The organism is Salsipaludibacter albus (assembly GCF_019798055.1).
GTDB lineage: Bacteria > Actinomycetota > Nitriliruptoria > Nitriliruptorales > Nitriliruptoraceae > Salsipaludibacter > Salsipaludibacter albus.
In genome coordinates this window covers 1-25,315 of sequence record NZ_JAHOPH010000013.1, presented here as the reverse complement: position 1 = coordinate 25,315, position 25,315 = coordinate 1, and the positions used below count along the sequence as shown (strand labels likewise).

Sequence of the window (25,315 nt, the reverse complement as noted above, 5' to 3'; positions counted from 1 at the left end):
TGGCGGGCGGGAGTTGCACCGTCGGCGGACCACGCCTGTGGTCGCTTTCCAGAGGTGCCAGCACGACCCGGTCCTGGGTGCCTGAGAGTTTGGTGGGAGGTGGGATGCCCCTTCGGCGCCGTCTCGAGGACGGTCTCTCCCGGGTGTGCACGGCTGTTCGGTTTGCGACGAGGCTACTGCACCGCGCCCGGGCCGCGGCGGACCCGTGGCCGGGTGTCGGGCCGGGGGTCGGTCGGAGTCCTCCTCCTCGCGTCGGGGACTCTCGTGGGACTTCGGTCCCAGCAGTGGTGGGCCATCGTCCCGTCCGGCCCGTCGCCTGCGGCGTGGCCCACCTGTACAGTGCAGAACCGACCGCGAGGGGCACTCGAGACGCGACTGCGGTCGTCCCGTCGAGTCCCCCCGCCAGTCGGACCGCTGACCGATCTGAACCCCTTTCGAGGATCCTGATGCCGATCTCCCCCCGAGCCGCCGCGGCACTGGCCGTGGCAGGGCTCCTGCTGTCCGGATGCGGCGCTGCGTCCGGTGCGTCGTCGCAGGCCGGGTCCGCCGTGCAGGCGGAACCCGTCGCGGCGCAGCCGGTCGCCCTGGGTGGGTCGTCCGTGGACGCCGTCGGGGCGCAGGTCCTCGCGGTCGGTGCCGAGCGGCTGGCCGAGGCCGAGGCCGCCATGACCGCGCGCCAGGACGCCAAGGTGGTCGCGCGCGACCGGGCGGTCGTCATGGCCGCTGCCGAGGCCCAGCGCGACGCCAAGCGCAGTGCCCGCCAGGCTGCCCGGGACCTGGTCGAGGAGCAGGAGCGCCTCGACGAGATCGCGGCCAACAAGGACGCCCAGGAGATCCTCAAGGAGCTCGGGTACTACGACGGCGGCATCGACGGCGACGTCGGGCCCAAGACGAAGGCCGCGGTCGAGGAGTTCCAGGAGGTCAACGGGCTGGAGGTCGACGGGGTCATCGGCGACCAGACGACCAAGGCGCTGGAGTCCGACGACGCCAAGCCGAAGCCGGAACCCGAGCCGGAGCCCGAGGAGGACGAGGAGTCCGAGTCCGAGGGCGAGGACGACGAGCCGGTCGACGACGGCGAGGGCGTCATGTCGGTCAGCGACGCACAGAAGGTCCTGCGCGACCAGGGCTACTACCTCGGCGAGGTCGACGGCGAGGCCGGCGACGCGTTCACGTCCGCGCTCGTGGCCTTCCAGAAGGTCAACGGCATCTCCCGTGACGGCTCGCTGGGACCCGACACCTCGGCCGCGCTGCGCAACCCGAAGCAGCCGTCCCTGAAGGGCGGCAACAGCACGCGGATCGAGATCGACCTGTCGGCCCAGGTCATCCACCTGGTCAAGAACGGCACCCGCGTCCGCACGATGCCGACCAGCAGTGGCAACGGCGAGCAGTACGCGACCTCGTCCGGTGGCACCGCCAACGCCAAGACCCCGGTTGGGGACTTCGTGATCGAGCGTCGCATCGAGGGCATCCGCGAAGCCGACCTCGGGATCCTGTACGACCCGCTGTACTTCTACAAGGGCTGGGCGATCCACGGGTCCAACAGCGTGCCGGCGTACGAGGCCAGCCACGGCTGCACGCGGCTGACCCGGGCCGACGCCAAGTGGCTGGGCGCCCAGGTGCCCAACGGCACCCAGGTCCGCATCTACGGTGGCACCCACACCTTCATCCCCACCGGGTAGGCCGAGCCGGGGGCGACGACCGGCCACGGGTCGGGCGTGGGCCACCTCCTATCCTCGACGACGGGCGCCGCAACGGCGCCCGTCGACGCGTTCGAGGAGTACGAGGCATGTCCAACACCGTCAAGGGAGTCGTCGCCCGGACCGAGGGAGCACCCGTCGAGTTGGTCGACGTGGTCGTCCCCGATCCCGGCCCGGGGGAGGTCCGCGTCGACGTGCAGGCCTGTGGCGTGTGCCACACCGACCTGCACTACCGCGAAGGCGGGATCAACGACGAGTTCCCGTTCCTGCTGGGTCACGAGGCGGCCGGCGTGGTCGAGTCGGTCGGACCGGACGTCACCCGGGTCGCCCCGGGCGACTTCGTGGTGCTGAACTGGCGGGCCGTGTGTGGCGAGTGCCGCGCCTGTCGCAAGGGCGTGGTCCGCAACTGCTTCGCGACCCACAACGCCGAACAGTCCATGACGCTGGAGGACGGCACGCCGCTGACCCCCGCACTGGGCATCGGGGCGTTCGTGGAACAGACCCTGGTCGCGGCCGGCCAGGCGACCAAGGTCCCGCAGGCACGACCCGAGGCGGTCGGGCTGCTCGGCTGTGGCGTCATGGCCGGCTTCGGTGCCGCGGTCAACACCGGTGGCGTGACCAGCGCCGACTCGATCGCCGTCTTCGGCTGTGGTGGCGTCGGTGACGCCGCGATCGCCGGTGCCGCCCTGGTCGGCGCCCACACGATCATCGCCGTCGACGTCGACGACACCAAGCTCGAGTGGGCCCGCGGCTTCGGTGCGACCCACACGGTCAACGCCGCCGAGACCGACCCGGTCGAGGCGATCCGGGAGCTGACCGATGGGTTCGGGACGGACATCGTCGTCGAGGCGGTCGGCCGGCCCGAGGTGCTCGAGCAGGCGTTCTATGCCCGGGACCTGGCCGGCACGGTGGTGCAGGTCGGCGTCCCCACGCCCGACATGGCGCTGCCCGACATCCCGATGATCGACTTCTTCGGGCGTGGCGGAGCACTGAAGCCCTCCTGGTACGGCGACTGCCTGCCCGAGCGGGACTTCCCGATGCTGACGTCGCTGTACCAGCAGGGCCGCTTCGACCTCGACGGGTTCGTCAGCGAGGTGATCGGCCTCGACGACGTCGAGGAGGCCTTCCACCGGATGGAGCGTGGCGAGGTGCTGCGCTCGGTCGTGTCGATGCCCGGTCGCGAGGGGAGCTGAGGATGCTGGACCACGAACGCATCGAGATCGACGGCGTGTTCTCCCTGGACGGGCAGGACTTCGACGTCACCAACAACGTCTGGCTGGTCGGCGACGCCGAGGAGGTCGTGGTCGTCGACGCACCCCACGACGCCGGCCCGATCGTGGAGGCCGTCGGCGACCGGATCGTGGTCGCCATCGTGTGCACCCACGGCCACAACGACCACGTCAACGCCGCGGTCGACCTCGCCGATGCCGTGGACGCACCGATCTGGTTGCATCCCGAGGACCGGATGCTGTGGGACGCGGTCCACCCCGATCGCGAGCCCGACGGTGACCTGGAGCACGGGCTGGTGATGGACGTCGCCGGTGGCTCGCTGGTCGTGCGCCACGCCCCCGGCCACTCGCCGGGCTCGTGCGTGCTCGTCGACGGCATGGGTGGCGGGGGCCAGGTCTTCACCGGCGACACCCTGTTCGAGGGTGGCGCCGGGGCGACCGGTCGGTCGTTCTCGTCACGTCCACAGATCCTCCAGTCGATCCGGCACCGCCTGCTGGACCTGCCCGACGACACGGTGGTCCACACCGGCCATGGTCCCTCGACCACGATCGGCGCCGAGCGCCCCGGGATCGAGCAGGCGATCGCCGACGAGCTCGGCGCGCAGGACACCGCCCCGGGCACGACCGACCGCGACGGCTGACACCCGCCGTCAGGGCTGCAATGCCGCGGCCAGGGTCGGGTCGCGTCCGGCCGCGTGGTCGTCCCACCGCACCGGCACCTCCCGGTCGACGACGGTGGCGGCCGGCCGGTCCATGTCGCCGTAGGCGCCGGTCGCGACGTGCACCTGGATCCCGGACTCGGGCAGGCGGTGGAGGCGGGCGTCGGCCCACAGCCCCGGTGCGCCTCCCATCGTCTCGCCCAGCAGTCGCGCGTCCGTGGTGGTGCGAAGTTCGGCGGCCATCAACGCGGCTGCCGAGAACGTGCACCGTCCGACCAGGATGCGGAGCGCATCGGGGTCGTCGGCCGTGACGTCCTGCAGCAGGTCCACCAACGGCGCGTTCGCGGGCAGTTCACCGCCGGGGTTGTCCCGCAGGTCCAGGACCACGCGCGCCGGGTCGGCCGACTCGATCGTCGTGGCCACCTCGTCGACGAACTCCCGGTGGGAACGACCGTCCAGCCGGAACACGACGCGACCCCACCGGACCACCACGGCGTCATCGACCGTCCGGACGTCCCACGTCGGGACCTCGCTCGGCAGCCCCGGGCACACCAGTGGGTCGAACAGGTCGAAGTGGGTGGCGTAGTCCCGGGCCGGCACCGGGTCGAGCGCCACGTCCTGCCCGTCGAGCTCGAGGGTCGGGGCGAGTCCCACGCCGGCGAGCACCTCCGGGACGACGAGGTACTGGGGGAGGCGTCCGCGCAGGCTGGCGTCGTTGTCGCGTGGCACCAGCGGTGCGACCAGGTCGGCCGTGGCGTCTGGCTCGCGGCCGCCGATGGCCGTCACCTCCCGGCCGACCAGGTCGTCGTGGCCGGGGAGTGCGGCGACCACCCGCCACCCGTCCGCGAAGGGGTACAGCTGCAGCGGCCACAGCTGCATGTCCGGCTGGGCGAGGGGGAACACGCCGCTGTGACCGTCGCGGGCACGGCCGGCCGTGGCGTCCATCACCGTCGCCAGGAACGCGGGCTCGTCCATCGCGGCCAACTCGGCGTCGTCGGGAAGCTCCGGGCCGAGGTCGAGGGGCGCGACGTGGCGGGTTTCGAACAGCTCCGTGACCGTCGCGAGGTCCGCGCGCCGGGCGGCGACGACCGAGGCCTCCGCCACCGACTCCGTCGCCGGGGCCGCGCTCGTCGTCGGGTCTCGACTCGTGGAGGTGGCGGTCGGCGACGTCGTTCCCGTGCTGCTGGGCCCCTCGTCGCTGCAGCCGGCCGACACCGTGGCCAGCACGACCACGGCGACGAGGACCCTGCCACGTCCCATCCCGTCGCCCCCGATCCTCGCTGGCCCGATCCTAGGTGTGGACCGGTGGTCGATTGCGGGGAGGCGGAGCGGCCACCACCATGGCACCGACGACCCGACGACGAGGAACCCCCATGGATCCGCTCGACCGCGTACGCGAGGAACTGCTCGACTGGGAGCTGGACGACGACGGCATCCATCGCACCATCGAGGTGGACGACTACGGTGCCGCGATGGCGCTGACGGTCCGGATCGGGCTGGAGGCACAACGTCGCAACCACCACCCCGACATCACGGTCGGGTGGGGCACGGTGAAGGTGTCGCTGGTCACCCACGACGCCGACTCGTCGGTCACCGACAAGGACGTCGACCTCGCGGCGTGGATCGACGGGGTGACCGCACCCGCCGGGTGACGGCACGCACGCAGGAGGCTCCATGGACGACGGCACGGTCACGGGCGACCTCTCACCCATCGAGGTCCGGGTGCTGGGCTGCCTGGTCGAGAAGGAGGCCACGACGCCGGCGTCCTACCCGCTGACGCTCAACGCCCTGCGCAACGCCTGCAACCAGACGTCCAGCCGCGACCCCGTGATGGACGTGACCGAGCAGGAGGTGCAGTCGGCCCTGCTGAGCCTGCGCGACCGCCGGCTCGCCCGGCCCGTGCGCAACCCGGGCGACCGGGTCACGAAGTTCCGCCACGCCGTCCCCGACGAACTCGAGCTCGACGACGCGCAGACCGCGGTGCTGTCGGTGCTGGCCCTGCGAGGGGCCCAGACGCCGGGCGAGCTGCGCACCCGAACCGGCCGCCAGCACGACTTCGCGACGGTCGAGGAGGTCGGCGACGTCCTGGCGGGGCTGTCCACGCGCAGTCCGGCACTGGCACGGGAGCTGGCCCGTGGCCCGGGCCAGAAGGAGTCCCGCTGGCTCCACCTGCTGGGTGACCATCCCGGCGAGGACGGTGACGAGGCGACGCCCGCCGCGGCCAGCGCGTCGGCGCCGACCGGCGGCTCGACGATGGCCGCGACCTGGGTCGCCGGCGCCGAGGCAGTCGTGGCAGCGATCGCGGACCCGGCCGTCGGGGCTGCCTGGGACCAGCTGTCGGTGCTCGAGGGCCAGACCGTGGCCAGCCTCGCGGGCCACCTCGCCCGCGGAGCCGTGTGGCTCGTCGGCGAGTACCTCGACGACGAACTCGACGACGAACTCGACGACGACCTCGACCAGTCCGGGGGACCACCGGACTTCACCAGCGCCGCCCACTACGTCGCCGACCTCGCGGACAGCCTCACCGACGACGACCACCGCGCGATCCGTGACCGTGGTGCCGCGGTCGCGGCGGTCGGCCACGACCACCTCGTGCGCACGGCCCGCGCGCGGCTGGACGCGCTGGCGACGCGGGTGCCGACCGTCGAACCCGACCGGGTCATCGCGGCGTACGCCGGCCTGTCGATCCGCTTCGACGACTACCTCGCCACCCGGATCGTCGAGCAGGCGGTCCACCTCGACGACCTGGACCGCAGCGTGGCCGGCCTCGACGTCGACGTCCCCGACGAGGTCGTGGCGGTCGCGACGACCGTCGGGCTGGACGTCCTGCGCCGCCGTCACGGGAGCATGGCGGGCCTGCGGGTCCTCTACCGGGCCACCTTCGCCGCCGACTGCCTGCCGGTGTTCTGAGCGAACCGGTCGGCCGACTCGCGCAGGGCCGTCCGGAACGCCCCGATCGCGGGGTGGATGACCCGTCCGCGGCGAACGACCGTCGAGATGCGGCGCACCGGACTGCGGGGCAGGGGGCGGACCAGGACGTCGGGGGCGGCGGCTGCCCCGGCCAGGGCGGGCAGGATCGTCGCGGCGTGGCCGGTGCTGGCGAAGCGCAGGCGCAGGACCAGGTCGTTGAACGCGAACCGGACGTCGGGCTCGAAGCCCGCGTCGCGACAGAAGGCCACCGACCAGGCGTGCGCCATCGTGCCACGCGGCTCGAACACCCACGGCCGCTCGGCCATGTCCTCCAGCACCGTGGCCGGGCCCCATGCAGCCGGCACCACCAGCTGCAGGGGGTCGTCCAGCGCGAGCTGTCGGTCGAGCTGCTCGTCGGGAGCGGCGGCGCGGTTGGGGTACTCCTCGTCCACGGCGACGTCGAGGTCCTCGGTGATGACCGCGGGCACGGACTCGGCCGGCTCCAGCACCCAGGCCTCGACCCGCAGCCGGGGGTGGCGCTGGGCCAGGATGTCCAGGGCGTCGGGCAGCAGCGCGTGGGCGACGCTCTGGAAGGTGCCCACCCGCAGCGTGCCGGTGACGTGGTTGCCGGCGGCGGCCAGCTCGGACTCGGCCTGCTCGAGGCGGGCGAACACCGCGTCGGTGTGGCGGACCAGCAGCCGGGCCTCCGGGGTGAGTGCCACGCCCCGCCCGTCGGGCTCCAGCAACGTCACGCCCACCTCCTCCTGCAGCTTGCTGAGCTGCTGGGACACCGCACTGGGGGAGTAGGACAACGACTGGGCGACCTTGGCCAGCGTTCCCCGGCGGGACAGCTCCCGGAGCAGCCGAAGTCGTCGCAGGTCCAGCATCGTCGCCCCGTTCGTCAGCCCCGGTGACGAGTATGGCACAGGACTGTCGCGCTCGACGTGACGATCACTCCGCGTTGATCCTCTGGGGTGGAGGGCCTCCCGGGGAGGCACGGCGCGCCCGGGAGGATTCGAACCTCCGACCCGCGGATTAGAAGGCCGCTGCTCTGTCCAGCTGAGCTACGGGCGCGTGCGAGGGGAAGGGTAGACCCCCGGTGTGTCGTGGTCGGTCGGGCCACGAGCAGGGGGAGGGGCCCCGGTGCTCGAGGGCGAACGAACCCGTCGGCACCCGGGATCCACCCGTTGCGCCGGGTTCGCCGACCGTGCATGATGGAGATGCAGCGACCCGGGGGTTGGTGGTCGGTCATGCACACCACGGACAGGGCGACGGCGGGCTCGACGATCCCGTCGGGTCTGCCGTGGCGCCGGGTCGGCATCGCTGCCCTGCGGACCGTCGCGTGGCTGCTGCTCGTCGCCGGCGTGTGGATCGTGCCCTTCGCTGCGGCCTACTGGGTGCTGCCGCGTGGTCCCGAGGGCGGCCTCGACCCGTGGTGGGCCTGGATGGTCGTGGAGGCAACGGTCGCGACGCTGGGGCTGTCCATGACGACGTGGTGGGTCGCGGACTGGCTGGACGCGCCCGCATCGCTCGACCCCGCGCAGGAGCGCCGCTAACCAGCCGGTGGTCACTCCGTCGGGCGCCGCCACGTCTCCAGGGGCCAGTCCATGGCCGTGCAGAAGTCCGCGAGCACGTCGGCCACGACCACGGCCGTGACGGCGGGGTCCTCGTCGGGGCGGACCACGCAGGTCGACTCGGTGCCGGCGGGGTTGCGGGTCGTGGACCAGCCCGGCGGCAGGCTCGCACGATCGACGCGCTTGCGGCCCCCCGGCGGGAAGGTCGCGACGACCTCGAGGTCACGACCGGTCCGACCGCGGCGGGTCGCGCCCCCCACCTCCCAGCGCGACAGCAGGTCGTCGGAGAGGTGGCGCACGACCCGGTTCAGCAGCGACCGGGGCGCCCGGCTGACCCCCACCACCGGGTCCGACGAGTCCAGGTCGAACGCGTCGTGCACCGCGGCCGCCACGCCGGCGCGGCTCCACGCCTGGCCGGGAGCCGGCGCGGTCGCGCCGTCCAGGAGGGAGGTGTCCACCCGGTCACGGCTGCCGTTGACGCCCACGTCGACGCCGGTGGAGGGATAGGCCCGCCGGCCGGTCGAGGGCGACGACGGCGTCGGTCGGCGGCGCGCGGCCCCGTCCAGCAGCAGGTCCACGGCAGCGGTCAGCTGCTGGAACGTGGCGAGGTCGCCGCCCGTGTCGGGATGGTGTTTGCGGGCCAGCGATCGGTAGGCGCGCCGGATCTCGTCGGGCGAGGCGTGTCGGTCCACGCCCAGCAGGTCCCGGGCCTGGTCGAAGCTGATCGTGGCCATGGGACAACCACCGCAGGTCGAGGGACGAGCCGGCTGCCGACGAGCGGCTGCACGCGGAAGAGCGGGTGAAGGGAATCGAACCCTCATGACCAGCTTGGAAGGCTGGGGCTCTGCCATTGAGCTACACCCGCGGGGCGTCGGACAGGGTAGCGGCGCGGCTGCGGCCGACTCGCCCGGCGCCGACGCGGGCTCCGCGGCTCCGACGAGCACCGGGGACGGCCCACGCAGGGCCGAACGACCCGGCAGGGCGCCGGGACGCCACCGGTGGGGGCGATAGCATCGGGGGTCGCAGCAACCGGGGCGTGGCGCAGCTTGGTTAGCGTGCCTGCTTTGGGAGCAGGAGGTCGCCGGTTCGAATCCGGCCGCCCCGACGACACGCGGGCGTGAACTCGTCCGGCCACCCGGCCCCGACCACGCCCCCATCCACCCTTCCTCCACCTGCTGGCCCGGCCCGCTCCCGGTCGGCCCGGCCACCCACCTCGCACGACGAACAGGCAGCCCTGCCATGACCAGCCCGATCACCACCCCCCTCACGACATCCGTCGAGACCCTGGACCCGGTCCGCGTCAAGCTGACCGTCGAGGTCGACGCCGCGGCCGTCAAGAAGGCCCACGACCTCGCGGCCCGCCACCTCGCCCAGCAGGTGAACCTGCCCGGCTTCCGCAAGGGCAAGGCCCCACGCCGGTTGCTCGAGCAGCACCTCGGTGCCGGGGCGGTCGCCCAGCACGCCATGGAGGACCACCTCGACGACTGGTACCGCGAGGCGCTGGAGGCCGAGGAGCTGGTCCCGGTCGCGCAGCCCGAGGTCGACATGCAGACCTTCTCGGAGACCGAGGGGGCGGCCTTCACCGCCGAGGTCCAGGTCCGGCCCGAGATCGACCTGCCCGACCACACCGGCATCCAGGTCACCCACCCCGAGTGGTCGGTCGACGAGGCAGAGGTCGACGAGCGCATCGAGGAACTGCGCGAGCGCTTCGCCGAGGTGGACGAGGTCGAGCGTGCCGCCGGCACCGGCGACTACGTCACCATCGACCTCACCGTCCACGTCGACGGTGAGGAGCTGGAGTCCGCCCACGTCACCGACGCGCTCTACGAGGTCGGTTCGCAGGGCGTGACCGCCAAGCTCGACGACGAGCTGGTGGGCGTCGAGGCCGGCGCCGAGTTCACCTACGTCGACGACCTGCCCGAGGAGTACCCCGAGCACGGCGGCGAGGAGGCCGAGTTCACGGTCACCGTCCACGACGTGCGTGCCAAGACCCTGCCGGCGCTCGACGACGACTTCGCGGCGACCGCCAGCGAGTTCGACACCTTCGAGGAGCTGCGTGCCGACGTCCGTGCCAACCTGCTGCGCCAGGCGATCAGCGAGGCCCGCCACGAGGCGCGTGGGAGCCTGCTCGAGGCCTACCTCGCGACGATCGAGGTGCCGCTGCCGCCCGCCATGGTCGACGACGAGATCGACGGCCAGCGTGCCCAGCTGACCCAGCAGGCCCAGCAGTACGGGATGACCTTCGAGGACCTCCTGGCCACCCAGGACATGGAGGTCGAGGCCTGGGAGGAGCAGGTGACCGGCCAGGCCGAGGCGTCGGTCAAGGCCCGGCTCGTGCTCGACACCCTGGCCGAGCAGCTCGAGGTCGACATCGAGCCCGACGACGTCAACCGCGAGATCAGCCGTCACGCGATGCAGATGGGCATGGGCCCGGAGCAGGTCGCCCAGATGATCCAGGAGCAGGGCTCGCTGCCCGCCCTGATCGGCGACATCGCCCGCCGCAAGGCCCTGGACGCCATCGTCGAGGCCGGCACGCTCGAGGGCGAGCCCGACCAGGAGACCCTGGTCGAGCTTGGGCTGGCGGAGGACCCAGACGCGGCCGACGACACCGACGAGGGGGGCGAGGGGGCCGACGACCGGGCGTCCGGCGACCCCGATGCCGGGGACGCCACCCGGGACTGACCTCCCGGCCCGGCGACGACCCACACCAGCGGCTCCACGTGGGCCGCTGGTGTTCCTCGTCATGGCCTTCGCACGGGCCACGGCGACCCTGACGAGCGACGGGTTGGCCACGACCGGGACACCTGTCACTGTCGGTGCCGGCAGGGGCGTGGTCACGTGGTCATCGACGCCACGGAGGTGGCGTCCACGGGGCATGGGGGTGCGTCGATGGATGGCCGACGGCTGGGGGCGATCCCGCACGACTCGTCGCGACCCGGACCCGGGAGCCTGGACCAGGGCCGCGGGCACCGGGTCCCCGCCGCGCTGCTGGTGGTGATGCTCGCCGCCGCGTCGTTCGTCGGCCTGGCGGGGCGGGCGGGGGCCGCGCCCGGTCGCGCGGTCGAGGAGAACCGGATCGCGACGGGTGACCTGGGCGTGACCCGTCCCACCGGCATCGCGTGGGACCCTGTGGCCGACGTGCTGTGGGTCGGTGAGCCCGGTGACGCCGCCCTGGTCGGCATCTCGCGTGACGGCGGCGAGGTGCGGGACGTGCTGCGGACCGATGTCGACCCGGCGACCGCGACCGTCGACGCCACGGGTGACCTGGTGTCCACCGACCGTGCCCGCGTGTCCTCCGAGGACGACGCCGGGATGGTCACGACCCGGGACATCCCGGTCCGGGACCCGACCGCCATCGCGACCGACCCCGCGAGCGGCGACGTGGTGGTGCTGGATGCGGAGGTGTCGAGCCTGGTCCGGGTCGGGTCGGACGGCGACGTCACGGAGGTCGAGCTCGACGACGCCTGGGCGGGTGACGGGTTGGACGCGGTGGCGGTGGACCCGTCGACCGGGCTGGTCAACGTGGCGGACTGGTCGGCCGACACGGTCGTCGCCGTGGACGCCCAGGGCGAGGTCGTGGGGTCGCGCACGGTCGAGTCGGAGTCGCTGGTCGACCCGGGTGCGATGACCTTCGCGCCGACGGCGGACTCGACCGACGACGCCGACGCCACGAGCCTGTACGTGGTCGATGCGGGGTCCGAGGAGACGTCGGGCGGGGTGGTGGAGCTGTCGCTGGCCGCCGCGGTGGAGGCTGCGGCGATCGACGACGTCGCCGAGCTGGTCCGCACCACGGACCTGTCGGCGTACGACCCACCCAGTCCGGACCCGGCGGGGGTGACGTGGTTGGCGGACCTGGATCGCCTGCTGATCTCGGACTCGGAGGTCAACGAGATGGCGATCTTCGAGGGGGCGAACCTGTTCCAGGCCACCCGCGCAGGTTCGCTGGTGCGAACCGGGGTGACGTTGCCGTGGTCGAACGAACCCACCGGGGTGTCGCACGACCTTGGCAACGGTCGACTGTTCGTGTCGGACGATCGCAGCACCGGCAAGCTGCACACGGTCAGGCCCGGTCCGGACGGCCGCTTCGGGACCACCGACGACGCGGTGACCACGGCGACGATGGGCAGCTTCGGGTTCGGGACGATCGACGCCGAGGACGTGGCCTACCACGCTGCGTCGGACACGGTGTTCGTGGTCGACGGGGTGAATGCGGAGGTGTGGCGGATCTCGCCGGGTCCCGACGGGGTCTTCACCGGTGGCGGGTCGACGGGCGACGACACGATCAGCCGTTTCGACCTGGCCCGGCACGGGATCCAGGACCCGGAGGGGATCGTCCACAACGTGTTCGACGACACGCTGCTGGTGGCCGACCGACGGACCGACCTGGTCCACGAGCTGACCCTGGCCGGCGGGCTGATCCGGATCATCGACATCTCGGCGGCCGGGGCCCGGACGCCGGCGGGCATCACGCTCGCGCCGTCGTCGGACGGCCTCGGCACGTCGATGTACGTGGTCGACCGGGGCGTGGACAACGACTCGGACCCGGACGAGAACGACGGGCGGCTGCACGAGTTGCGCTTCCCCGGCCCGGTCGGGGACCTGCCCCCGGTCGCGTCCGACGACGCCGCGACCACCGTGGTCGACGAGGCGGTGACGATCGACGTGCTGGCCAACGATGCCGACCTGGGTGGGGACCCGCTCAGCCTGGGCGGCGTCGGGGCACCGTCGGACGGCACGGCGGTGGCCAATGCCGACCAGACGGTGACCTACACCCCGGATCCGGGATTCGTGGGGACGGACAGCTTCCCCTACCAGGTGTGCGACCCGGACCCGCAGTGCGACACGGCCACGGTCACGGTGACGGTGCTGGCCGTCAACGCACCGCCGGTGGCGGTCGACGACGCTGTGACGACCGGGGTCGGGGTCGCGCGCACGATCGGGGTGCTGGTCAACGACTCGGACCCGGAGGGCCAGGTCCTGACCGTGACCGGGCTGGTGCAGCCGGGTGACGGGACCGCGGTGGTGAACGCGGACCAGACGGTGACCTACACGCCCGATCCCGGGTTCGTGGGGGTCGACACGTTCACCTACCGGGCCAGCGACGGCCTCGACGTGTCGGCTCCGGCGACGGTGACGGTGACGGTCACCGCGGACTGGGATCCGCCCCTGGAGATCCAGGTGTCGTCCGACACCGACGATGCGGAGGAGGCCGCGGACGGCACGATGGACCGGGGCAGTTCGGACCTGGAGATGGTCCAGGAGGCCAGCGTGCAGACGGTCGGGGTGCGTTTCGACGGGATCGTGGTGCCGCCCGGCGCGGACGTGACCGAGGCGTGGGTGCAGTTCGAGGCCGACGAGACCGACGCGACCCCGACGACCCTGCGGTTGGCGTTCCAGGACGCCGACGACCCGTCGACGTTCGGGGTCGTGCCGTTCGACATCTCCTCGCGGCCGACGTTGGCCCAGACGGTGATCTGGACCCCGCCGGCGTGGAACGTCGTCGGGGAGCGTGGTCCGGCCCAGCGCACCCCGGACCTGTCGCCGGTGGTGCAGCAGCTGGTGGACCAGCCCGGTTGGCAGTCCGGCAACGCGATGGTGCTGGTGGTGACCGGCAGCGGCAAGCGCACCGCGGAGGCCCACGACGGGTTCCCGGCCCTGTCACCCACCCTGCACGTGCGCTTCGACGGCGGTGGGACCGGGGCCAACACCGCACCCGACGTCGTCGCCAGCGCCGACGCGACGTTCCTCGGCCAGACGGCCGACCTGTCCGGTCACGTGGCCGACGATGGCCTGCCCGGTGGTCCGCTGGACGCGACCTGGTCGAAGGTGGCCGGGCCGGGCACGGTCACGTTCGTCGACCCGAACGCCCTGGACACGACCGCGACGTTCTCGCAGTCCGGCACCTACCAGCTGCAACTGTCGGTGGACGACGGGGAGTTGGTGGGTTCGGACCTGGCGCCGGTGGAGGTGGTGGCGCCGGGCGACACCGGCCCGTCGACCGTGTCGTTCGGGCTGTTCGGTGACTACGGCAACGGGTCGGCGGACGCCGCCGAGGTCGCGGCGATGCTGGACGGGCAGGCGCCGGACTTCCTGGTCACGGTCGGGGACAACAACTACGGGCCGGGGGACCAGGACTCCACCGTTGGGCCGCTCTACGCGGACTGGATCGGCAACTACCGCGGGGTGCACGGTGACGGGGCGGCGTTGAACGCCTTCTTCCCGGCGTTGGGGGACGAGGACATCGAAGCCGGTGGTGGGTTGGCCGACTACCTGGACTTCTACACCGTGCCGGGCGGCGGCCACGTCGCACCGGCGGCGTCGGGTAACGAGCGCTACTACGACGTCGTGCGTGGTCCGGTGCACGTGTTCGTCCTCAACCCGCACAGTTCCGAGCCCGACGGTCGTGACGTCGACTCGGTCCAGGCCGACTGGTTGCAGGCTGGGCTCGCGGCGTCGACCAGTCCGTGGAACGTCGTGGTCGTGCACGACCCGCCGTACTCGTCCAACGGCAACGACACCGACACCCAGTGGCCCTACGCCGACTGGGGAGCCGACCTGGTCGTGTCCGGGGACCGCCACGTCTACGAGCGGCTCCAGGTCGACGGCCTGACCTACCTGGTGTCGGGGTTGGGTGGGGCGTCGATCGCCGATCCGGCGCCGTCGTTGTTGCCCGAGAGCCAGGCGTACTACCGCGACGGGTTCGGGGCGGTGCTCGCCGAGGCGTGCGACTCCGGCCTGACCGTGACCTTCCACTCCGTCGACGACGGGGTGGTCGACACGCACACGCTGGGCGTCCCCTGCGGCACCGACCCGACCCCCGCCACGCCGACCGACCTGGTCGCGACCGGCGCAGACCAGGCCGTGGACCTGGCCTGGACCGACGTCGCCACCACCGAGACCGGCTACGAGGTCGAGCGCTCCACGGCGGGCCCGGTCGGACCGTTCACGCCCGCCGCGACCCTGGGCGTGGACGCGACCGAATGGACCGACACGGGGCTGACGGCCGAGGTCGAGCACTGCTACCGCGTGCGCGCCACCGGGTTCGCGAGCCCGTCGGACTGGAGCGGCGTGGCCTGCGCCACCCCGGCGGTGCCCGCCGCCCCGGTCGCCGCCGACGACATCGCGACGACCGACGAGGACGTCGCCGTCAGCATCGACGTCCTCGCCAACGACACCGATGCCGACGGTGACCCGTTGACGGTGGCCAACGTGTCGACGCCGGCCCACGGCACCGCGGTGGTGGCGGCCGACGGGACGGTGACCTACACCCCGGCGGCGAACTTCCACGGCGTGGACGCGTTCACCTACACGGCCGACGACGGCACGTCGGCGTCCAACGTCGCCACGGTCAGCATCACGGTTGTCCCGGTCAACGACCCGCCGGTGGCCGTCGACGACACCGCGACGACCGACGAGGGCGTGGCCGTCGACATCGACGTGCTGGCCAACGACGTCGACGTCGACGGGGACGTGCTCACGGTGACGAGTGTGTCCCCGCCCACCAACGGCACGGCCGCGGTCGGCGCCGACGGCACGGTGGAGTACACACCGGCTCCGGGGTTCGTTGGCGTCGACACGTTCACCTCCACGGTCGACGACGGCAACGGCGGCACCGACACGGCCACCGCCACCGTCACCGTCACCCCGGTCGACGACCCGCCGGTGGCGGCCGACGACACCGCCACGACCGACGAGGACGTGGCGGTCACCGTCGACGTGCTGGCCAACGACACCGACCCGGACGGCGCCGCCCTGACGGTGACGAACCTGTCGGTGCCGCCGAACGGCACCGCGGTTGTGGAGGCGGACGGCACGGTGACCTACACCCCGGCAGCCGACTTCCACGGCGTGGACACGTTCACCTACACGGCCTCGGACGGCACGTCGGCCTCGGACCTCGCGACGGTCACCCTGACCGTGACCCCGGTCCCCGATGCCCCCGACGCGGTCGACGACGCCATCACCACCGACGAGGACGTCACGGTCGACCTCGACCTGCTGGCCAACGACGTCGACGTCGACGGTGACTCGTTGACCGTGACCGCGGTCGGCGACCCGAGTGGCGGTGGCCACGTCGACGTGCAGCCCGACGGCACCGGGACCTACGCCCCGCTGCCGGACTTCCACGGCGTGGACGCGTTCACCTACACGATCGACGACGGCACCGGGCGATCCGACACTGCCACGGTCACCGTCACGGTCACGCCCGTCAACGACCCCCCGGTCGCGGTCGATGACTCGGCCACCACCGACGAGGACGTCGCGGTCGTCGTGGACGTGCTGGTCAACGACGTCGACGCCGACCTGGACGCCTTGGCGGTGACCGACCTGTCCACCCCGTCGTCCGGCACCGCCCAGCTGCAGCCGGACGGGACGGTCACCTACACGCCGGCCCCGGACGCCAACGGGATCGACACGTTCACCTACACGGCGTCGGACGGTGTCGCGACGTCAGCCGCCGCGACCGTGACGATCACGGTCACACCCGTCAACGACCCGCCCATGGCGCGCGACGACACCGCCGACACCCGGGTCGGGACGCCCGTGACCATCGACGTGCTCGCCAACGACGACGACCTCGAGGGGCCCCTGGACGTGGCCTCCGTGAGCATCACCACCGCCCCGGGCAACGGCGTTGCCGCCGTGGTGACCGGCGGCGCGATCGCCTACACGCCGGACGGTGGCTTCAGCGGCACCGACGGCTTCGCCTACCGGGTCTGCGACGCCGAGGGTGCGTGCGCCACGGCATCCGTGACGGTGACCGTCGCCGACGACGTGGTCCACCAGTTCGCGGCGTCCGAGACCACGATCCTCGGGGCGATCGTTTCCGGCGGCTTCGCCGCGACGGTGGTCGCCGACGGCGTCAGCGAGGTCCTCACCGAGCAGCACTCAGGTGGACCTCGCGCCTCCCGCACGAGCTGGCTCGACCATCGCTGGGCGTTGCAGGTCGTCAACGGTGAGGCCATGACGCTCGAGGTGGTGGCGTCGCGGTCGGCCAACGGGGAGGGCGACGACTTCGGGTTCGAGCTGTCGCGCGACGGCGGCAACTCGTGGCAGCGGATCCTGACGGTGGCCAGCGCCGGCGCGCCGAGCCTCCACACCGGCGCCATGCCGCCGGCGACCACGGGCCCCATCCTGGTCCGGGTCGTGGACACGAACCGGACCGCGGGCAACAGCGGGGCCGACACCGTGAGCGTGGACCAGCTCGTGGTCCGGACCACCAATCCACTGGGCGCCGTGCCGGAGGTGGCCCTGACCGCCCCCGACGCCCAGGCCGACGAGGGCGGGGGCACCGGGACGTTCCGCCTGACCCGCAGCGACACCACTGGGCCGCTCACGGTGGGCTACACGGTGGCCGGGACGGCCACCGCCGGCAACGACTACGTGGCCCTGCCGGGGACCGCGAGCTTCGCGGACGGCCAGGCGCAGGTCGACGTCACCGTGTCGCCGCTCCAGGACACCGACGTCGAGGGCGACGAGAGCGTCGAGCTCGTGCTCGTGGTCTCCGCGACCCACACGATCGTGCCGCCCGGCAGCGCCACGACCGTCATCGCCGACGACGACGTCGCGGCCGCCGAGGCACGGGCCACCGCCCAGACCACGGTGCTCGGGTCGGTCCAGGGCGGCACCATCGTGTCGACCCACTTCGACGACGGCGACGTCCAGACGCTGCGCGAGGAGTACACGCAGGGTCCGTGGAGGGCCCGGCTGGACCACCGCTGGACCTTCCAGGTGGCGGCGGGCAGCAGTGTGCAGTTCCGCGCGCGGGCCCACCGGCTCGGCACCGAGAACATGGTGTTCGCATGGTCGACGAACGGCTCGACGTGGACTCCGCTCGCGACCGTCGACAGCTCGACCGAGCAGGTGTTGACGGCGAGCCTGCCGGCCGGGCCCGCCCGGACCGTCCAGGTGCGCGTCACCGACGTCCTCGACGACAAGAACGACGTCGACCGTGGGTCGGTGGTCGTCGACGAGCTGGTCATCACCGCGACGCCGTGACGGCCCCACGACCAGCCCGCCGCGCGCGGCCGACCGGTCCAGGTTGTGTGCGCCCGCGTCGCTCACATCGGGTCGGGACACGGGCCACCGGGGGTAACGTGATCCTCCACGCAGCTCACCGTCCGCCAGCAAGGGATCGCCGTGGCCACCACCCCGTACGGATTCGCCCCCCACTCGATCGTGACTTCGCCCGACAACTACCTCGTGCCGACGGTCATCGAGCAGACCAACCGCGGTGAGCGGGCCTTCGACATCTACTCGCGCCTGCTCCAGGAACGCATCATCTTCCTGGGCACGCCGGTCAACGACGAGATCGCCAACGTCATCATGGCACAGTTGCTGCACCTGGAGTCGGAGGACCCCGACAAGGACATCAACATCTACATCAACTCGCCCGGTGGGTCCATCACCGCGCTGTTCGCCATCTTCGACACGATGGAGTACATCAGCCCCGACGTCGCCACCATCTGCCTCGGCCAGGCCGCGTCGGCCGCCGCGGTGCTGCTGGCCGCCGGGACCAAGGGCAAGCGCTTCGTCCTGCCGCGGGCCCGGGTGCTGCTGCACCAGCCCCACGGTGGGGCCGAGGGCCAGGCGGGCGACATCGAGATCCAGGCCCGCGAGATCCTGCGGATGCGTGACCAGCTCAACGAGATCCTCGCCGACAAGACCGGCCAGACGGTCGAGAAGGTCGACAAGGACACCGACCGCGACTTCATCCTGACCGCTCCCGAGGCCGTCGAGTACGGCATCGCCGACCGCGTCCTGGAGTCCCGCAAGGCCCTCGCCGACCGGTGATCCTGCATGCGGTGCGGATCTCCGCACCGCCAACTGCCTGGGTGCACAGGTCGGCGACCGCGGCCTGACGTCGACGGCCGCTGGCCGCACCGCATGAACCCCGACGATCCAACAGCGATCGTCGGGGTTCGCCCGTTGGTCGGGGACTTCTGCCTGGTCCGGTCGCCCCTCCGCCGCGCCTGTCGGTCTCGTGGTCGACCCGAACGGGGGACCCTCGCGGCGCTGTGTGCCGCGACGGTCCCATGCGCTGCGGGAGCATCCGTGCCCGACGGAGCATGAGGTGTCGAACGGTCCTCCCTGCTGGACCCGCACGTCCGTCCGCAGCGCATGCACGACCTCGTCGCCTCCCCGGCGTCCCTCTCAGTACGCTGGCCGGCGGGAGTCTGACGCAGGTGGGACCCAATGGCCAAGTTCACCGATGGTGGCGAGTTGCTCAAGTGCTCGTTCTGCGGCAAGTCACAGAAGCAGGTGAAGAAGTTGATCGCCGGTCCGGCGGTCTACATCTGTGACGAGTGCATCGAGCTGTGCAACGAGATCATCGAGGAGGAGCTCGCCGAGGCGGTCGACCTCGACCTCGACGAGCTTCCCCGCCCCAAGGAGATCTACTCGTTCCTCGACGAGTACGTCGTGGGCCAGGACGCCGCCAAGAAGACCCTGGCCGTCGCGGTCTACAACCACTACAAGCGCATCCAGGTCGAGACCGGCAAGGACGACGTCGAGCTCGCCAAGTCCAACATCATGCTGCTGGGACCGACCGGGTCGGGCAAGACCCTGCTGGCCCAGACGCTGGCCCGGATGCTCAACGTGCCGTTCGCGATCGCCGACGCCACGGCGCTGACCGAGGCCGGCTACGTCGGCGAGGACGTCGAGAACATCCTGCTGCGCCTGATCCAGTCGGCCGACTTCGACATCAAGAAGGCCGAGACCGGGATCATCTACATCGACGAGATCGACAAGATCGCGCGCAAGTCCGACAACCCGTCGATCACCCGTGACGTCTCCGGCGAGGGCGTCCAGCAGGCCCTGCTCAAGATCCTCGAGGGCACGGTCGCGTCGGTGCCACCCCAGGGTGGCCGCAAGCACCCACACCAGGAATTCATCCAGATCGACACGGCGAACATCCTGTTCATCTGCGGTGGCGCGTTCGCCGGGCTGGAAGAGGTCGTCGAACAGCGACTGGGCCGTCGCGGCGTCGGCTTCGGTGCCGACGTGCGCAACCGCAACGACAAGGACCTGGCCGACCTGCTGGCCAAGGTGCTGCCCGAGGACCTCCACCGGTTCGGGCTGATCCCGGAGTTCATCGGCCGCCTGCCGGTCATCTCCTACGTCGAGCCGCTGGACCGTGAGTCCCTGGTCGACATCCTGACCGTGCCGCGCAACGCCCTGGTCAAGCAGTACGAGCGCTTCTTCGACTTCGACGACGTCGAGCTGGAGTTCGAGGAGGAGGCACTGTCCGAGATCGCCGACCTCGCGATCCTGCGCCAGACCGGTGCCCGAGGACTGCGGGCCATCCTCGAGGAGATCCTGCTGTCGACGATGTACGAGCTGCCGTCGCGCCAGGACGTCAAGCGGTGCGTCATCACCGCCAAGACGGTCCGCGAGAAGACCAACCCGACCCTGGTGCCGCACGCCGCGCCCCTGCGCGAGGTCGAGCCGCCGACCGAGAAGTCGGCCTGAGCACCCACCTCCTCGAGGCGGCCTGACCGCCTCCGTCCTGCCGGAGTCGTGACGTGGTCCCAGCACGCCCTGCCGACCCCGGTCGTGACCTTCCCTCGCCCCGGGTCCGGCGGTTCGTCGACCGGGTCCCGTTCCTCGACAAGGAACTGTTCGTCCTGCGGTCGCTGGTCGGCCCCGGCGACACGGTCATCGACGTCGGCGCTGCCGGCGGCGCCCACACCTTCGTCGCCGCCGACCTGGTCGGCTCCACCGGGCGGGTCCTGGCCGTGGAGGCACGGGCCGGGTCGGCACGGCTGCTGCGGGGCTGGCGACGGATCCTGGGCGCGGACCAGGTCACGGTCGTCCACGGCGCGGTGGGACGGGACACCGGTGAGCTGACCCTGCGCGTCCCCCTGGTGCCGACCCGCAGCCACGCCGACCCGGGCCGGGAGGGCGGCGACGACGGCACGCTGCTGGCCCGGCTCCCGGCCCGGACCCGCACGGTCGGCATGACCACGCTGGACCACCTGGTCGCGACCCACGGACTGGATGCCGTCGACGTCGTGAAGGTCGACGTGGAGGGGGGCGAGCCCGACGTGCTGGCCGGTGCCACCCGGCTGCTGGACGAACAGCGGCCGACCCTGATCCTGGAGGTCTTCGACCCCTTCCTGCGGCGCACCGGCACCAGCGCCGCGGGGCTGTTCGCCGACCTGTCGGGCCACGGCTACGTGCCGCACCGGTTCGGCGACGACGGCCTGGTCGTCGTCGACCAGCCACTCCCGGACGAGCACAACTACGTGTTCGTGCCGACCGGCTGAGCCGACAGCGCCTCCGTATACCCTCCCCAGCCATGCCCGGAGACCGGGTCGTCCCGGGCCCGAAGGGTCCGCGCACGGCACCCGGACGACCTCGAGCGACCCCAGGTTGACGTGATGACCGACACTCGCCCCACGCCCGTCGACGACCTCCCGACCGCCTACGACCCGGCGGGCGTCGAGCAGCGGCTCTACGCCGACTGGGAGTCGTCGGGACTGTTCCACGCCGAGCCCGACGACCCCGGCGAGCCGTTCGCGATCGTGCTGCCGCCGCCGAACGTGACCGGCGCGCTGCACGTCGGCCACGCGCTCTACATCACCGAGGACGCGATGGTCCGCCACGCGCGGATGACCGGGCACAACGCCGTGTGGGTCCCGGGCATGGACCACGCCGGCATCTCCACCCAGACGGTCGTCGAGCGCGAGCTGGCCACCGAGGGGCTGACCCGCCACGACCTCGGCCGGGACGCCTTCATCGAGCGGGTCTGGGCGTGGGTGGAGGAGTACGGCGGGCAGATCCTCAACCAGCTGCGCCGGCTCGGCTTCAGCCTCGACTGGGAACGCGAGGCCTTCACGTTCGACGAGCCCCGGTCACGGGCCGTGACCGAGGTCTTCGTCACCCTGCACGAACAGGGACTGCTGTATCGCGGCAACCGCCTGATCAGCTGGTGTCCCCAGTGCATGACCGCCCTGTCCGACATCGAGGTCGACCACGTCGAGACGGCCGGGACGCTGACCCGGTTCGTCTACCCCTGGGTCGACCAGGAGCCCGGCCGGGACGGCGTCACCGGGATCGCGGTCGCGACCACCCGGCCCGAGACGATGCTGGGGGACACCGCCATCGCCGTGCACCCCGACGACGAGCGCTACGCCTCGGTGGTCGGCCGCACCGTGCGCCACCCGTTCCTCGATCGCACGATCCCCGTCATCGCCGACGACTGGGTCGACCCCGAGTTCGGCTCGGGCGCGGTCAAGATCACGCCGGCGCACGACCCCAACGACTTCGCGATGGCCGAGCGCCACGACCTGCCTGCGATCTCGGTGATCGACCCCGATGCCACCATGAACGGGGAGGCCGGCCGGTTCGCCGGCATGGATCGCTTCGACGCCCGGGAGGCGGTCGTCACGGCGCTGGACGAATCCGGCCTGCTGCTCGACCGCGAGGACTACACCCACCAGGTCGGGACCTGCTCACGCACCGGCGACGTGGTCGAGCCGCTGCTGAGTGACCAGTGGTTCCTGGAGGTGCGCCCGCTGGCCGACAAGGCGCTGGCCGCCGTGGAGGCCGGCGACACCCGGGTCCTGCCACCGCGGCTGCAGAAGTTCTTCGTCGAATGGCTCGAGAACCTCCACGACTGGTGCGTGTCGCGCCAGATCTGGTGGGGCCACCGCATCCCGGCGTGGTACTGCGGCGACGACCACGTGACCGTCGCACGTGACACCCCCGACGCGTGTCGAGAGTGTGGCTCGACCGACCTGCGCCAGGACGACGACGTGCTCGACACGTGGTTCTCCAGCCAGCTGTGGCCGTTCACCGTCTTCGGGTGGGAGAAGCCCGGTGACGTCACGCCGGAACTGCAGACCTGGTACCCGAACTCGGTGCTCGAAACCGGCTACGACATCAACACGTTCTGGGTCTCGCGGATGCTCCAGATCGGGTTGTGGTTCCTGGACGACGTGCCGTTCACCACGATCTGGAACCACGGCCTGGTGCGGGACGGCCAGGGCAAGAAGATGTCCAAGTCGTTCGGCAACGTGATCGACCCGTTGGAGTTCATCGAGTCGCATGGGGCGGACGCCCTGCGTCTCGCGTTGTTCCAGCACTGCTCGCCGGGCACCGACGTGCCCCTGTCGCCCGACTGGGTCGAGGGCGCCCGGCGCTTCCTCAACAAGCTGTTCAACACGATCCGCTTCGCCCTGCTGAACCTTGACGGGACCACGCCCGGTGAGCTGCCGGACGACGCCGAGCTGGGTCTCGCCGACCGGTGGATCCTGTCGCGCCTGGAGGTCGCGCGCGCGGCCGTCGACGACGCCTACGGGCCGTGGGACTGGGCCCGCATGTCGACGGCGCTGTACCACTTCACCTGGGACGAGCTGGCCGACTGGTACCTCGAGGCCGCCAAGGTCGTGCTCTACGGCGACGACGAGGACGCCAAGTCGACCACCCGCGCCGTGCTGGCCCGGGTGCTCGACGACCTGCTGCGGCTGTGGCACCCGCTCATCCCGTTCGTGACCGAGGAGCTGTGGCGCCACCTGACCGGGGCGACCGGGGGCCGTGACTCGCTGATGGTGCAGGAGTGGCCGTCGGCCCGGACCACCGTCGATCCCGACGTCGAGGCCGAGTTCGCCGTGGTCGTGGACCTGGTGACCGAGGTGCGCCGGTTCCGTTCCCTCAACGACGTCGCGCCGTCCCGCCGCTTCCCCCTGGTGGTGTCCTCGACCCGCGCCGACCTGCTGTCGGACCACGTCGACCTGGTGACCGCCCTGGCGGGCCTCGAGTCGATCAGCTTCGTCGAGGAGATCACCGAGCGACCGGGCACGTCCACGATCGTGTTCGGCGCCGGCGAGGCCCAGGTCGAGCTGGCCGGGCTGATCGACGTCGCGGCCGAGCGGGCCCGGCTCGAGCGCGAGCTCGACACCGCCCGTGGGTTGCTCGAGCGCAGCCGGGCCAAGCTCGCCAACGAGCAGTTCGTGGCCCGCGCCCCGGCCGACGTCGTCGCGGCCGAGCGTGACCGGGAAGCCAGCCAGGAGCGGTCCATCGCCGAGCTGCGCCGCCAGGTCGACGCGCTGGACGAGCTGCTATGACCACCCTGGGCCTCGCACATGCCTGACCCCCTCGGCCCGATCAACGCCGGCCGGCGGGGCGGGCTGTCGTTCCAGCTCGGCCCGATCCCGGTGACGATCCACATCAGCTTCCTGCTGGTGATGGGGTTCCTGGGGATCACGCTGGGTGACCCGCTGCTGATCGGGGTGTGGCTGGTCGTCGGTGCGGCGTCGGTCCTGCTGCACGAGCTCGGCCACGCGATCGCCGCGCGGATGGCCGGGTTCGAACCGCGTGTCGAGCTGGCCGGCATGGGAGGCGTGACGACCTACCGGGGCGAGCGGTCGCGCGGCTGGAGCCTGTTCATCACGGCCGCCGGACCGGGCCTGCAGATCGTCGCCGGGCTGGCCGCACTGCCGTTCGTGCCGGGCGTGGGCATCGTGTACCGCGGAGACCTGGTCGAGTTCGCGCTGAGCGTGTGGGTCGTGGTGTCGCTGTTCTGGGGCGTGCTGAACCTGGTGCCGATCCTCCCGCTCGACGGCGGCCAGCTGTTCCGCAACCTCGTGCCAGGCGGACCCGACACCCGCACCCGGGTGGCCGAGGTGGTGTCGGTGGCGATGGCCGGGGTCGGCATGGTGTGGGCCCTGTTGTCCGGGCTGACCATCGCCGCGCTGCTGGCCGGGTGGTTCGGCTTCGCGAACCTGCAGTCGGTGCTGTCGGGGCGCGAGCGTCGGTCGGGCACGTCGACGGTCGCGCTGGTCCAGCGGGCGCAGGACCACTTCGGGGCCGGCGAGTACGACGAGGCCGCGGACCTGGCCGGCCGGGCCGCCCAGCGGGACACCGCCGACACCGCGACACGCACGATGGCCGGGTCACTGGCGCTGGCGAGCCGGTTGCGGGCCGGACGGTCCCGCGACGCCTACCGGATGGTCGCCGATCCCCGCCACGACCTCGCCTTCAACGAGGTCCTGGTGGCCCACGCCCTGGCCGCGCACCCGAACCGCCCGGCCGTCCAGCGCGTGCTGGACGCCGGTCGCGCCTCCCGCGACGAGGCCCGCCCGCGCGGGATCACCGCGATCGTCGCCCTGCTCCACGGCCACCCGTCCGTTGCCGACGACGTGCTGGCGACAGGTCCCGTGTCGCCCGCCGTCACCCGCGAGGTCGAGCGCATCCGCGCGGCTCGCCACGCCTGATCCCACCCGACCACCACCCGCCGGACC

General features: G+C 72.0%; 16 protein-coding genes, 3 tRNA genes and 1 riboswitch. Of the genes, 14 read left to right on the top strand and 5 right to left on the bottom strand.

The window, feature by feature from the left end; all coding sequences use genetic code 11:
- Window positions 1-58: 58 nt before the first annotated feature.
- A riboswitch (glycine riboswitch) is annotated at window positions 59-152 on the bottom strand.
- A gap of 294 nt (window positions 153-446) precedes the next feature.
- From KR546_RS09750 to KR546_RS09740, 3 genes are all read left to right on the top strand, one after another.
- Window positions 447-1,679 (top strand): L,D-transpeptidase family protein, encoded by a 1,233-nt coding sequence (locus tag KR546_RS09750; RefSeq protein ID WP_238444516.1) that lies wholly within the window; start codon window positions 447-449, stop codon window positions 1,677-1,679.
- Between the two features lie 107 nt (window positions 1,680-1,786).
- Window positions 1,787-2,890: an S-(hydroxymethyl)mycothiol dehydrogenase gene (locus tag KR546_RS09745; protein WP_238444515.1), complete on the top strand. Its 1,104-nt coding sequence runs from the start codon at window positions 1,787-1,789 to the stop codon at window positions 2,888-2,890.
- Window positions 2,891-2,892: 2 nt separating this feature from the next.
- Window positions 2,893-3,567 carry an MBL fold metallo-hydrolase gene (locus tag KR546_RS09740; RefSeq protein WP_238444514.1) on the top strand — a complete coding sequence of 225 codons (675 nt, stop codon included), beginning with the start codon at window positions 2,893-2,895 and terminating at the stop codon, window positions 3,565-3,567.
- Window positions 3,568-3,576: 9 nt separating this feature from the next.
- On the opposite strand, the gene KR546_RS09735 is transcribed toward KR546_RS09740, so the two are convergent.
- Window positions 3,577-4,845 carry a S41 family peptidase gene (locus KR546_RS09735; protein ID WP_238444513.1) on the bottom strand — a complete coding sequence of 423 codons (1,269 nt, stop codon included), beginning with the start codon at window positions 4,843-4,845 and terminating at the stop codon, window positions 3,577-3,579.
- 113 nt (window positions 4,846-4,958) lie between these two features.
- On the opposite strand from KR546_RS09735, the gene KR546_RS09730 reads away from it, so the two are divergent.
- Window positions 4,959-5,237 (top strand): 4a-hydroxytetrahydrobiopterin dehydratase, encoded by a 279-nt coding sequence (locus KR546_RS09730; RefSeq protein WP_238444512.1) that lies wholly within the window; start codon window positions 4,959-4,961, stop codon window positions 5,235-5,237.
- A 22-nt stretch (window positions 5,238-5,259) separates the two neighbouring features.
- Entirely contained in the window at window positions 5,260-6,495 is a 1,236-nt protein-coding gene (locus KR546_RS09725; RefSeq protein WP_238444511.1) for a YceH family protein, read from the top strand.
- Here the strand turns inward: KR546_RS09725 and KR546_RS09720 are convergent.
- Together KR546_RS09720 and KR546_RS09715 are read right to left on the bottom strand one after the other, a co-directional pair.
- Window positions 6,453-7,382, bottom strand: a complete 930-nt coding sequence (locus tag KR546_RS09720) for a LysR family transcriptional regulator (RefSeq protein ID WP_238444510.1) — start codon at window positions 7,380-7,382, stop codon at window positions 6,453-6,455. The genes KR546_RS09725 and KR546_RS09720 overlap by 43 nt on opposite strands.
- A 113-nt stretch (window positions 7,383-7,495) precedes the next feature.
- Window positions 7,496-7,569: transfer RNA gene (locus KR546_RS09715), tRNA-Arg, on the bottom strand.
- A 176-nt stretch (window positions 7,570-7,745) separates the two neighbouring features.
- Between KR546_RS09715 and KR546_RS09710 the strand changes: the two genes are divergently transcribed.
- Window positions 7,746-8,051: a hypothetical protein gene (locus tag KR546_RS09710; protein WP_238444509.1), complete on the top strand. Its 306-nt coding sequence runs from the start codon at window positions 7,746-7,748 to the stop codon at window positions 8,049-8,051.
- An 11-nt stretch (window positions 8,052-8,062) separates the two neighbouring features.
- Here KR546_RS09710 and KR546_RS09705 read toward each other — a convergent pair whose 3' ends face one another.
- Together KR546_RS09705 and KR546_RS09700 are read right to left on the bottom strand one after the other, a co-directional pair.
- Window positions 8,063-8,803 carry a J domain-containing protein gene (locus tag KR546_RS09705; RefSeq protein ID WP_238444508.1) on the bottom strand — a complete coding sequence of 247 codons (741 nt, stop codon included), beginning with the start codon at window positions 8,801-8,803 and terminating at the stop codon, window positions 8,063-8,065.
- A 60-nt stretch (window positions 8,804-8,863) separates the two neighbouring features.
- Window positions 8,864-8,934: transfer RNA gene (locus tag KR546_RS09700), tRNA-Gly, on the bottom strand.
- Window positions 8,935-9,099: 165 nt separating this feature from the next.
- On the opposite strand from KR546_RS09700, the gene KR546_RS09695 reads away from it, so the two are divergent.
- The 8 genes from KR546_RS09695 to KR546_RS09660 all read left to right on the top strand — a co-directional run bounded on the left by KR546_RS09695 (window position 9,100) and on the right by KR546_RS09660 (window position 25,288).
- Window positions 9,100-9,174 (top strand) — tRNA-Pro (locus tag KR546_RS09695).
- A gap of 134 nt (window positions 9,175-9,308) precedes the next feature.
- A complete protein-coding gene (gene tig, locus KR546_RS09690; protein WP_238444507.1) occupies window positions 9,309-10,751 on the top strand; it encodes a trigger factor in 1,443 nt (480 codons plus the stop codon).
- A 207-nt stretch (window positions 10,752-10,958) separates the two neighbouring features.
- Window positions 10,959-18,068 carry an Ig-like domain-containing protein gene (locus KR546_RS09685; protein ID WP_238444506.1) on the top strand — a complete coding sequence of 2,370 codons (7,110 nt, stop codon included), beginning with the start codon at window positions 10,959-10,961 and terminating at the stop codon, window positions 18,066-18,068.
- A gap of 141 nt (window positions 18,069-18,209) precedes the next feature.
- Window positions 18,210-18,863, top strand: a complete 654-nt coding sequence (locus tag KR546_RS09680) for an ATP-dependent Clp protease proteolytic subunit (protein ID WP_420804252.1) — start codon at window positions 18,210-18,212, stop codon at window positions 18,861-18,863.
- Between the two features lie 402 nt (window positions 18,864-19,265).
- Entirely contained in the window at window positions 19,266-20,540 is a 1,275-nt protein-coding gene (clpX, locus tag KR546_RS09675; protein ID WP_238444505.1) for an ATP-dependent Clp protease ATP-binding subunit ClpX, read from the top strand.
- A 53-nt stretch (window positions 20,541-20,593) separates the two neighbouring features.
- On the top strand, window positions 20,594-21,337 hold the full coding sequence (locus KR546_RS09670) for an FkbM family methyltransferase (protein WP_238444504.1): 744 nt from the start codon (window positions 20,594-20,596) through the stop codon (window positions 21,335-21,337).
- Window positions 21,338-21,451: 114 nt separating this feature from the next.
- On the top strand, window positions 21,452-24,139 hold the full coding sequence (locus KR546_RS09665) for a valine--tRNA ligase (RefSeq protein WP_238444503.1): 2,688 nt from the start codon (window positions 21,452-21,454) through the stop codon (window positions 24,137-24,139).
- Window positions 24,140-24,157: 18 nt separating this feature from the next.
- Entirely contained in the window at window positions 24,158-25,288 is a 1,131-nt protein-coding gene (locus KR546_RS09660) for a site-2 protease family protein (protein ID WP_238444502.1), read from the top strand.
- Window positions 25,289-25,315: the final 27 nt, after the last annotated feature.